A 12,484-nucleotide genomic window follows, 5' to 3' on the forward strand; every position below is an offset into this window, starting at 1 on the left:
TCCTGAAGCTGAAGACTTAGCAATAGAGACTAAGGAAGAAACAGCTAAGTCGGAAATATTAACTGCTACGGATATTGATGGTGATGACTTGAAGTTTACCAAAGCAACTGCCCCAACAAACGGAACAGTCGTTGTGAACGAAGACGGTACTTTCACTTACACTCCTAATAAGGACTATGTTGGAAACGACAGTTTCAAATACAATGTTTGCGATAATGGAACTCCTAAACTATGTGTTGAGGGAACTGTAACAATCAAGGTAACTCCTGTTAATGATGCTCCGATTATTTCGGCTGACGACAAAACTGTTAAGGAAAACTTTATTGGTGTTGTTACTGTTGCAACTGCTACAGATATTGACAATACTCAAAACGAGTTAACTTACTCTATCGTTGATGAATTAGATGGTTCACAAGTGAATATTGATCCTACTACAGGTGCAATTTCATTCGTAACATCTCCTGATTACGAAAACCCTACAGATACTGATAGTAATAATACCTATCAAGTTACTGTTAAGGTTTCTGATGGCGATAAAGTATCTACAAAATCTATTACTATTACTGTAACTGACGATGTTAGTCTTGACGATCCAAACCACGATACTGATGGTGATGGTGTTGTTGATAACGAAGATAATTGTATTGATACTCCAAATACAGATCAGTTAGATACTGATGGTGACGGCGAAGGGGATGTATGTGACACTGACGACGACAACGATGGATTAAATGATGAAGACGAAGATCAAGGTACTGATCCAAAAAATCCTGACACTGATGATGATGGAATTTTGGATGGAGATGATAATTGTCCTTTAACCCCGAACACAGATCAACTAGATACTGATAATGACGGTGAAGGTGACGCTTGTGATTCTGATGATGATAACGATGGTATTTACGACGAGGATGAAGAAGATGTCGATAGCGACGGAGATGGTATCCCTAACAATAAGGACTTCGATTCTGATAACGATGGTGTAAACGACGGAGACGATAATTGTCCTTTGACTTACAATCCGGATCAAGCCGATGAAGATGGTAATGGCGTTGGTGATTCATGTGAAGATGCTCCCGACACCTTTTCTCCTAATGGCGATGGTACGAACGATTTATATATCATTCCGGGAATCCTGAATCATCCTAACAGCAAGCTAATTATTTTTAACCGTTGGGGAAATGAAGTTTATTCTGCACAACCTTATCGAAACGATTGGGATGGAAAAATGAAAGGCAAAAATGAACCGCTACCAACTGGAACTTATTTCTATCTATTAAAGAAGAATAAGAATGATAAAGCAGAAAAAGGATACATATACATTACTCGATAATTATAACAAGATGAATTCAAAATATACAAAAATAATAGTTCTATTCTTTATGATCGGATGTTCAGCAATTGCTGAACTATCCGCTCAGCAAGATGCCATGTACTCACAATACATGTTCAACACTCAAGCCATCAACCCTGCCTATGCAGGATCAAAAGATGGCTTAAGCGCTGCTCTAATTTCTAGAAACCAATGGGTCGGATTCGAAGGGGCACCAAATACAACAAGCTTCTCAGCACATGCCCCACTTTTAGGGAAACGTGTTGGAGTCGGATTCTCTTACGTACAAGATAAGATTGGTCCAACAAAAATATCTTTTATGAATCTGGATTTTTCTGCTCGAATAAAAATCCATACGAAGGGATATTTAGCCGCAGGTATTAAGGCTGGAATTGATAATCAAGAAGTAAATCTTTCTATGTTGAGTCCTTCTCAAAAAGAAGAAATCTACACCAAGGATTACTCAAGCAATTTCAAATCAAACTTCGGAGCAGGCCTGTTTTATTATACAGATAAATATTACGTCGGACTTTCTAGTCCTCGAATTGTTCGAAATGCTATTAAATCTCCGAGTGATGATGTTAACGATATTAAAAAATCAGAACGACATTATTTCTTTATAGGAGGTTACGTCATGAATATTAATCCTGATTTGAAATTTAAGCCGTCATACCTAGTAAAATATGTTGAGGGAGCTCCCATGTCATTCGATCTAACAGCGGCTGTCATGATTAAAAACAAAATTGTTGCAGGTGTTGCTATGAGAGAAGGCGATTCATTTGGTGGCGTACTTCAATTGAGAGTGGCCGATCAACTGTGGTTTGGATATGCTTACGATTATACCACATCTCGACTTCATGGCTACAACTCAGGAACTCATGAGATATTAGTCGCTTTCGATTTTCACAAAAACCATATTGTCAAATCACCACGATTCTTTTAGAAATAAGATATTCAGATCATGAAAAAAATAAAAAATTACATATTACATCAGCTTATTCTAATCCTAGCCATTGGCTTGGGAAGTTTTCATATTGTTTCAGCAAACAATCTTAACACCGAAACTAAAAATAACTTTCCAACACTACTTGAAACTAAAGCTAAACTTGGCTTATTCGATAAAATTCGATTAGATGCTGCTGAAAGAGATTTCAGTAGCGAGGCCTATTCATTTGCAATACAGAGATATGAGAAAATTGTTTCAAAAGGCGACACCCTTACATTCCTTGTGCAAAGATTAGCCGAATCCTATTTAAAAATCAATCAACCAACGGATTCTGAGTTTTGGTATAAAAAGTTAGATGAAACAGATCTTATGTCAGAATCTGATTTTAATAATTATGCCGAGGTTTTGAAAATGAACGAGAAGTATGACGAAGCTTTAAGTATCAATAAAAAAAATGCTCTTCTTCATAAATTAGAACCAAATACATCTGAGTTTTCGCCACAGATCATACAAAAACTAAAATCTGATTCTTTGAGGTATGAAGTGATATCAAGTCTCATTAATTCAGATGCATCAGATATGGGGCCTTCTTTTATTGATGGACAAATCATTTTTGCATCAGCTAGAAAGAAAACATTTTTTAATAGAACAAATAGAAGAAATGTAGAACCTTACCTCGATCTTTATTGTTCTAATGTTAAAACTGATGGAACTCTAGACACAGTTGTTCCTTACGGTCGACATATCAACACCAAATATCATGAATCATCGGTTACTTATTCAAAGAGTGAAGATGCTATTTATTACACCACAAATTATGCCTCATTAGACGATGTTGATGAAGATAAAATCAATAATCTAAGAATTGTAAGATCGAAGAAAACGGATAAAGGATGGGGTAAATTTGAAGTCCTTCCTTTCAATAACCCATCATATTCTTATGCTCATCCATCAATTTCAGATGATGGAAATCAACTTTATTTTAGTTCGAATATGCCAGGAGGTATAGGAGCTACAGATATCTATGTTTGTAATAGAGTAAATGGTAAATGGTCAGATCCTATTAACCTTGGAAAAACAATCAACACAAAGGAGAATGAGATGTTTCCATATATTTACAAGAACAAAGCGCTTTACTTTTCTTCAAATTCTAAATTAGGACTAGGAGGTTTAGATATTTATTATTCAAATATCGAAAACAACACGTACAGCAAAGCTCAAAATATGGGTTACCCTATCAATTCATCTTTCGATGATTTTGGACTGGTTTTCGTGAAAAATAGATTCCGAGGATTTATTTCATCAAATCGTTCTAGAAAAACTAAGGATGATATTTACAGCATCCTAATTAAACCACTAGCTCCCAAAGCTGTGAACGATTATTTTGTTATGGATGTAAAAGAAGGTTTTATTACAATTGATCCTCTTACAAATGACTCTCGTGGTGATGCTGAAAAAATATCAGTAACGAATTATGCTCCGAAATCTATAAATAATGGTCTTTTTGAGAAAGATGAAGCAAGCGGATTATTTAAATATACGTGTTCTCCAGATTTTGTTGGTATAGACACCATTTCGTACGCCTTGGCTTACGACTTACCTTATACCGATGATAAATGTGAAGCTAAAATAATCATCACAGTGAATTCAATCGAAAAAGAAATTCAGGATGAGATTAATAACTTCTTAGCTGAACTATTCTTTGATTTCGATAAGTCGAATATTCGTGAAGATGCTGATCGTACCATAAATACGATTATTATACCTTTTATGAATAAATATCCTCAAGTTCAGTTTGAACTTTCAGCTCATACCGATGCACTAGGTTCTGAGAATTACAACATGAAATTAGCAAACAAAAGAGCTAAGGCGGTTATATCATATCTTAAGAAAAAACAACTTGATGTGAGTCGAGTTAAAACTCAAGTTTATGGTGAACAAGAAGCAAAACAGGTAGACTACAAAAAAAATCGTGGCGAATTACAGCCAGACAGAAAAGTTCAATTGAAAACAATACAAATTCAATAAGAAATTTTCACTTTATATATATGCCCGATATCACTTATGATATCGGGCTTTTTATTGCTTGAATTTTAATGATTTCGAATCAATCTTAAGTTAAGAATATCAATAGATTTATTTATATTTAGAATTCTAAACCTAAATCTTAAGTCCCCCTATGAATTCTATTCTTAAAAAGGCTTTTCTTCCCCTCATCATTCTAATACTAAGCTTCAATTTTAATACTTTTGCTAACGATTCAGATAACTTCTCAGTTGAATATCCATCTATAATCGTCACAAAAATAAATTCGTCTATAGAAATAAACCCAGGCGCTAGATTATTTCAACAAATCAAAGCTGATTCACTTAAGCTTTATATTAACAGTGTTGAAACGAAGTACGAAATTAAAGATTCTCATTTAGCATTTAAATATCAATTCAATAAAAAGGAAGAGCTTGAAGTTCGAATTGGGAACAAAAGACATTCAGAAACAATTAACCCTATCCCATTATGGTTATCGATACTTCCCCCACTTGTTGCCATAGTAATGGCACTACTTTTTAAAGAAGTTTTCTCGGCTCTTTTTCTCGGCTTATTTACAGGAACTCTCATTATCTATTCATACAAAGGCGCTTCAATTTTTATCGCCTTCTTTCAAGCTATTTTTGCTATTGCAGATACCTACGTCATCAATTCAGTTAACGATTCTGGGCATATTTCAATCATCGTCTTCTCCATGCTTATTGGTGCTATGGTTACGCTAATTTCTCGAAATGGCGGCATGCAAGGTATCGTCAATATCTTATCTCGATATGCCAATACGGCTAGATCAGGTCAATTTGTAACCTGGCTATTGGGTGTATTAATCTTCTTCGACGATTACGCCAATACGCTTGTGGTTGGTAACACCATGCGTCCCGTAACCGACAGACTTAAAATTTCACGAGAGAAACTAGCCTATATTGTCGATTCAACAGCTGCACCCGTTGCTTCTGTTGCCATGATAACGACTTGGATTGGTATCGAATTGAGTTACATTCAATCAGCAACGGTTCAAATTGGTGTAACAGAAAGCCCATACAGCATTTTTCTTAACTCTTTACCAAGCAGATTCTACCCATTCTTCATGCTAGCTTTTATGCTATTCATCATCTTTAAAGGCAAAGATTTTGGTCCCATGCTTAAAGCTGAAAAGCATGCTAGAAATCAGCAGCCAGAACATGCTATTGAATTTAACTCAGAAGATAAAATAGAGAATGAACTCGAAATGGCGAAGAATATCAGCCCTAGGTGGTATAACGCAGGGATTCCAATTCTAATTGTCATATTTGGCACATTAGCTGGTTTATTCTATACAGGTTGGGATAGCACTGTTTGGAATGATACAACAATAGCTTTTAGCAAAAAATTATCGCATGTTATAGGCGCTTCCGATTCTTATCTAGCCTTACTTTGGTCGTCGCTAACAGCTGTACTTGTAGCAGCTGGGCTCACAATGAGTCAAAAATTACTGACATTACACGAGGTAAGTGATAGTTTACTTAAGGGATTCAAAACAATGCTTACGGCAATTCTGATTTTGGTTCTTGCTTGGGCATTGGCCGATATCACTAAAGATTTGCACACGGCTGATTTCATCTCAAATATCCTGATTTCGATTAATGTAGCACCACAATTATTACCGGCATTAACCTTTATTCTATCTGCACTAATCGCATTCTCCACAGGATCATCATGGGGAACTATGGCTATACTCTATCCTCTTATTCTACCAGCTTCGTGGTATTTAAGCCACAGTGTTGGATTAAGCGACGAAGAATCGATGAACATCTTCTATATTGTTGTCTCAGCAATTCTTGCTGGCTCTGTTCTTGGCGATCATTGCTCACCAATATCAGATACAACGATTCTAAGCTCTCTAGCCAGTTCGTGTAATCATATTGAGCATGTTCGTACACAAATGCCTTATGCCCTTTCAGTAGGTGCGGTATCTATTTTCATCGGGCTTATTCCAGCGGCATATGGTGTATCAAATTGGATTATATTCCCGGCAGGCATTCTAAGTCTTTATGCCATCGTCCATTTCTTTGGGAAAAAGGTTGAAGAGTAATTCAAGAATGTTAGACATAAAATAATGTAACGTCTACGACGTATGATTAAAACGCACAATACAATTGTGCTACAATAATAATTGCCCTACAGGCAATACCTAGCTAACAATCAAATCAGAATAAAAACCTCGTAGAGGTTTAATAATTGTAGAGGATAAACAAATATTATTTATTTAAAATACCAAACAGGCAATACCCAGCTAACAATTCGAATCAGAATAAAAACCTCGTAGAGGTTTAATAATTGTAGAGGATAAACAAATATTATTATTTTTTTAAATGCCAAACAGGCAATACCTGGCAAATAATTCAAATTATAATAAGAACCTCGTAGAGGTTTAATAATTGTAGAGGATAAACAAATATTATTTTTTAAAAAATACCAAATAGGCAATACCCAGCTAACAATTCGAATCAGAATAAAAACCTCGTAGAGGTTTAATAATTGTAGAGGATAAACAAATATTATTTATTTAAAATACCAAATAGGCAATTCCCAGCTAACAATTCGAATCAGAATAAAAACCTCGTAGAGGTTTAATAATTGTAGAGGATAAACAAATATTATTATTTTTTTAAATGCCAAACAGGCAATACCTGGCAAATAATTCAAATTATAATAAGAACCTCGTAGAGGTTTAATGATTGTAGCCCAATGATACATTGGGCAAATATTATTTGTTTAAAAATCAGTATTATCGTAAATTGATTTTTTAACAATCAAAATGCACAAAATGAAGCCAGGTGTTTTCACACAAATGTATGTTCAAATTGTATTTGCCGTAAAATACAGAAAAGCATCTCTTCATTCATCAATTCAAGAACAGGTATATAAATATATCAGTGGTATATTAACAGAGCAAGGTCACAAATCAATAATCGTTAATGGTGTTGATGATCATATACATATATTCTTCGGATTAAACCCGAACAAAAGTATTTCAGACATTGTTCGTGATATAAAACGGAGCTCATCACTATTTATAAATACTAATAAACTCTGTCCTTCAAAATTCTTATGGCAAGATGGTTATGGAAGTTTTACATACAGCCGTTCACACATTGAAAACGTCTACAACTATATCTTAAATCAACACGATCATCATAAGAAAGAGTCATTCAAGACAGAGTATCTTAAATATCTCGATAAATTCGAAATCGATTATAAAGAACAATATCTATTCGACTTCTGGGATGAAGGTTAATAAACAAAAAAACGATCGAAGCAAAAGCTCCGATCGTTTTTATATCTAACAATTATTTTAGGTCCTAGTCTTCTAAGAAGTTAGGATACATATAATCTTTAGCTGGTACAAAAGTTTCCTTAATTGTACGTGGAGAAACCCAACGCAATAGGTTAATCATAGAACCTGCTTTATCGTTGGTTCCAGAACCTCTACCGCCACCGAATGGCTGCTGTCCAACAACTGCACCAGATGGTTTGTCGTTGATATAGAAGTTACCTGCAGTATGAGTCAATCGTTTCACTAATTTCTCAATTGCATAACGACAGTCAGCAAAAATAGCACCCGTTAGAGCATACATTGAACCTTTGTCAAGAATATCTAAAGTCTCGTCTACTTTATTGTCATCGTATACAAAGATGGTAAGAACAGGGCCGAATAGCTCTTCTTCCATAGTGATATAATCATGCTTAGCTGCACGAATAATAGTTGGAGCAATAAAGTAACCTACAGATTTGTCGTAAGTACCACCTGCTACAATCTCAGCATCAGGAGAAGCCTTAGCCGCATCGATAGCTGAAGCTAACTTGTCGAAAGAAGTCTCGTCGATTACAGCATTTACAAAATTTGTGAAGTCTTCAGTTCCACCCATTTTGATCTTACTTAAATCTTCCTTAACGTATGCCATTACTTCGTCGTACTTGCTTGCAGGAATGAAAGCACGTGACGCAGCAGAACATTTTTGTCCTTGGTATTCGAAAGCACCACGCGTAATTCCCGTAGCAACATCTTTACAATTTGCTGTTGGGTGCATAAAGATATAATCCTTACCACCTGTTTCGCCTACGATACGAGGATACGATTTGAATTTATGAATGTTCTCACCAATATTTTTCCAGATATCCTGGAATACACCAGTTGATCCTGTAAAGTGAATACCAGCAAAATCAGGAGAAGAGAATAAGACCTCAGAAGCAGCAGGACCTGATACATATACCAAGTTGATAACTCCAGCAGGTACACCCGCTTTCATGAATATCTCCATAAGAAGCTGAGCTGAATAAACAGCCGTCTTAGATGGTTTCCAAACAATACAGTTACCCATCATAGCAGGCGCTGTAGGTAGGTTACCAGCAATTGCAGTAAAATTGAATGGCGTTAAAGCGAATATAAATCCTTCTAATGGACGTTGCTCTACGCGATTCCAAACACCTTTTGAAGATACAGGCTGTTGCTTGTAAATATCAGTCATATATTGTACGTTGAAACGCAAGAAGTCAGCAATCTCACAAGCAGAGTCAATCTCAGCTTGGAATGCATTTTTCGACTGTCCCAACATGGTAGCAGCATTCAATTTCTGACGGTAAGGACCCGAAATTAACTCAGCAGCTTTTAAGAAAATAGAAGCACGATGCTCCCAAGCCATAGCTTCCCAAGCTGGTTTTGCAGCCAAAGCAGCGTCAATAGCCATTTGGATATGCTTTTTCTCACCTAGGTGGTAATGACCTAAAACATGCTGATGATCGTGGGGAGGCGTCATCGTAAATAATTTTCCTGTGCGAACTTCTTCACCACCGATATACATAGGTACATCGATTTCTTTTGAACGCATCTCTTTGATGGTAGCTTGTAATTCTGCTCTTTCTGGAGAACCTGGAGCATAAGAAAAAATTGGCTCGTTAGTTACAGCCGGAACGTCGTATATACCTTTTGGCATGATTATATAGTTTTAGGGTTATTGTCTATTTTTTTTCACTCTGAGCAAATGTAAAAAATTTGGCAGGCGATTAATATGAGATATGTCATGAAACGCACTGAATTTAGAAGTAATTCGTAAGATTTTTCATCAGAAGGAAAATTTTAGTTTCTATTTTCTATTTAATCACGAAAGAGACAAAAGAGTTTTAGCTTTACAGTATTAATTCTTATTGATTAGATTCGAACAGCACGTTTAGTATGAGGAATTATGTTGATCGAAATCAATCCTTATCTGATTTCCATCGAAAAGAAACATCTTTTCATCGAAAGAATTTTACAATAAAAAGAGGATTCCCTTATTTTGAAAGTAGATCGTGGAGATCTCTGAAAATTTCACAATCTATTTTCACTAAAACGAATTGAACTATGAAAACAATCAAAATACTCAAATTAAGCTCGCTTTTTCTTTTTATTCTTATCGCAGCACAATCCTGTGTGGTTAGCTCTTTACACCCTCTTTATACCGATAATTACAGAGTACACAAAGAAGAATTGGATGGGATATGGATAGGTGATGATGGCACAAGAGTAGAAATTACAACAATCACCGATACAACAGGTTTGGCTGAACAGTCAAAAAACATGCAGAACATCTCAAAGATTAAGGATAAGCCAGGAGTCAAATTCAAAGTCAAATATTCTTATAATAAAAAAGACAAGGATTCTGTTGCGAAAGATTTCTTAAGTAAGGAGGAACGGTTCATGATGGGACTAGACAAAAAAAAGAACGAAGAACAATCTACCAGCTCTACAAAAGAGAATAGTAATTTAAGCAAAGAGGATCGTTTTATGATGGGATTGGATCAGGATAAAAAAGATATTAAAGCAGACAAAAGTGTTAGTATAAAACAAATCAAGTACTTCATGTACCCGAATACAAGAAAACATTATGAAATTAAACTTATAACTGAAAAAGATACCGCTTTCTTCCAAGGACACTTAGCTAAACTTGGTAATCATTATTTTTTTGATATCATTCCTGATGAATATCGTATGGAAAAGAAATTAGATAGTGGTTGCATGATTAGTTTAGTATCACCAATGCACGGATTTTTAAAACTAGAATTTATCGATGAAAAGCTAAAACTAAATTGGATCACCTCTAACGATTTTATAAAAATACGAAAGAACAAAAAAATAAGACTTGCACATGTTTCAAGAGATGACAAGGAAATCATCACTGCAAAAACTTCAGACATTCAAAAATTCCTAATCAAGTTCGCAGATTCAAAACTTTTCGACAATAAAGATGCTGAATTGATTTTGACACCATTGAAATAAAGCAATACTTAAACGAATCTAATGATCATTCGATTTCAAACAATAATGAAGAGCCTAACTCAAAACAGAATACTTCAGCACCTTCTGTTTTGGGCTTGCTCGTTTTACACTCTTATACATTTCTTTGCCTTTGAAGAGCAATTATCTGATATTGATTATGTCTATACCCTACTCTTCCATATCAGCCTTGTTTTTGGTGTTTACATCAATATCGAAGTCCTCATCCGGTTCCTATTAAAAAAAGAAAAATATACTCTTTATCTAATTTCTTCCTTAGGTATATGGCTGATAATAGCTTATACTAATGAGTTCACATTTAATCATCTGAGTGACTGGATCGCTCCCGACTATTTATTTATATCAGCGTATGATATAACAGACTTATTGAAATTCAGTTTTGTCTATTTAGCATTAACCACACTTTTGAAGCTATCAAAATCGTGGTTTGCTGTGCTTGAGACTCAGAAGGAATTGGAAACCGTAAAACGTGAACAAATAGAAAGTGAGTTAAGTGCTCTCAAATCAAATATCAATCCCCACTTTCTATTCAATAATCTAAATTCTCTTTATGCCTTGTCTCGAAAGAACGCCAAGGAAACACCAGATTATATTCTCAAGTTATCGGAACTGATGCGATACATGATTTACGAAACACAAGATAAACTAGTGCTCTTAGAAAAGGAGATCAACTATATCACCAATTACCTGGATCTACAGAAGCTTAGATGCCAATCAGACACATCCATTCATTATACAATAGTTGGAGAAATCGATACACAGCAAATTGCACCTTTTCTACTGATCCCCTTTATTGAAAACTGTTTTAAACATGGTGGTATGAATCAATCAGATTCAAATTTCATTGATTTAGAAATCCATATTAATCCAGAAAGTATCAATATGAATCTAACAAATAGTATTCCAATGAGACCAAACAAACAAATTAGTGATGAGGGAGGTCTCGGAATCGAGAATGTAAAAAAACGTCTAAACGCCCACTATCAAAACAAGCATGAATTGAGTCTGAAGTCAAAAAAGGAACAATTTAATGTAGAACTAAACCTGAATCTCAAAAATGACTAATACACCCCAAAAATATATCAATTGTCTTATCGTCGAAGATGAACCCCTATCTCAGGAAATACTCGAATCGTATATAGCTAATTGTCAAGAATTAAAACTTTGTGGAACTTGCAAAGATGCTATGCGAGCAAACGCAATTCTGCACCGTGAAAATATTGATCTTATCTTCCTGGATATCAACATGCCAATTATAAATGGTATTGAATGGCTGAAGAGCTTGGATCAAGGCCCCGAAGTGATATTTACAACAGCCTATCCGGAACACGCTGTTGAAGGCTTCGATTTAAATGCACTGGATTACCTTTTAAAACCCTTTTCCTTTAATCGTTTTCTAAAAGCTGTCAATAAGTTTTTAGTCTTAAAAAAGAATGAAGAAGTTAATCCGATAGGAAATTCTGATACATCAAAAACCATATGGGTAAAATCAAATAAGAAATCTTACCCGATCAAGCTTTCGGAACTAGCATACATTGAGTCAGATGGTGATTACCTTAAATTATTCCTAGGAGAAAAACCTATTATCATTCACGAAACCTTAAAGAATTTCATCTCGAAACTACCCAATAAAGTATTCATGAAGATACACCGCTCGTTTGTTATCAATATCAACAAAGTCGAGTATCTTGAAGGAAATCAAGTCTGCCTAGCATCCAAACTAATTCCTGTTGCAGCCTCCTATCGCGAAGAATTCTATGAGGCTATAGAAAAGAATGAACAAGTTTAGCCATACATAAGTTTGAGAAGAAAATAGTTTTGATTTAATTTGATTATTATTTTAAAAGAA

At 35.1% G+C, this 12,484-nt stretch carries 8 protein-coding genes and 1 pseudogene; 8 read left to right on the forward strand and 1 reads right to left on the reverse strand.

Going from position 1 to position 12,484, the window contains the following annotated elements:
* The 5 genes and pseudogenes from ACXR6G_RS19175 to tnpA all read left to right on the forward strand — a co-directional run.
* Window positions 1-1,270, forward strand: a pseudogene (locus ACXR6G_RS19175) (T9SS type B sorting domain-containing protein); the annotation flags it as partial.
* A gap of 22 nt (window positions 1,271-1,292) precedes the next feature.
* Complete coding sequence (locus ACXR6G_RS19180; RefSeq protein ID WP_458363070.1) at window positions 1,293-2,276, forward strand: PorP/SprF family type IX secretion system membrane protein; 984 nt, start codon at window positions 1,293-1,295, stop codon at window positions 2,274-2,276.
* Between the two features lie 18 nt (window positions 2,277-2,294).
* Window positions 2,295-4,307: an OmpA family protein gene (locus ACXR6G_RS19185; RefSeq protein ID WP_458363071.1), complete on the forward strand. Its 2,013-nt coding sequence runs from the start codon at window positions 2,295-2,297 to the stop codon at window positions 4,305-4,307.
* A gap of 151 nt (window positions 4,308-4,458) precedes the next feature.
* Window positions 4,459-6,393, forward strand: coding sequence for a Na+/H+ antiporter NhaC family protein (locus ACXR6G_RS19190; RefSeq protein WP_458363072.1), 1,935 nt, complete (start codon window positions 4,459-4,461; stop codon window positions 6,391-6,393).
* Between the two features lie 726 nt (window positions 6,394-7,119).
* Window positions 7,120-7,599, forward strand: coding sequence for an IS200/IS605 family transposase (gene tnpA / locus ACXR6G_RS19195; protein WP_458363073.1), 480 nt, complete (start codon window positions 7,120-7,122; stop codon window positions 7,597-7,599).
* Window positions 7,600-7,663: 64 nt separating this feature from the next.
* Here the strand turns inward: tnpA and pruA are convergent, their stop codons facing one another.
* On the reverse strand, window positions 7,664-9,295 hold the full coding sequence (gene pruA / locus ACXR6G_RS19200) for an L-glutamate gamma-semialdehyde dehydrogenase (RefSeq protein WP_458363074.1): 1,632 nt from the start codon (window positions 9,293-9,295) through the stop codon (window positions 7,664-7,666).
* Window positions 9,296-9,702: 407 nt separating this feature from the next.
* Between pruA and ACXR6G_RS19205 the strand changes: the two genes are divergently transcribed.
* From ACXR6G_RS19205 to ACXR6G_RS19215, 3 genes are read left to right on the forward strand one after another with little or no spacing between them, the layout of a single operon-like run.
* Entirely contained in the window at window positions 9,703-10,617 is a 915-nt protein-coding gene (locus tag ACXR6G_RS19205; RefSeq protein ID WP_458363075.1) for a hypothetical protein, read from the forward strand.
* A gap of 45 nt (window positions 10,618-10,662) precedes the next feature.
* Window positions 10,663-11,700: a sensor histidine kinase gene (locus ACXR6G_RS19210; protein WP_458363076.1), complete on the forward strand. Its 1,038-nt coding sequence runs from the start codon at window positions 10,663-10,665 to the stop codon at window positions 11,698-11,700.
* The gene (locus ACXR6G_RS19215) at window positions 11,693-12,424 is read left to right on the forward strand and encodes a LytR/AlgR family response regulator transcription factor (protein WP_458363077.1); all 732 of its coding nucleotides are present in this window, start codon (window positions 11,693-11,695) and stop codon (window positions 12,422-12,424) included. The genes ACXR6G_RS19210 and ACXR6G_RS19215 overlap by 8 nt, the downstream gene beginning before the upstream one ends.
* The last annotated feature ends 60 nt before the right edge of the window (window positions 12,425-12,484 follow it).

This window comes from Ancylomarina sp. YFZ004, assembly GCF_054254355.1.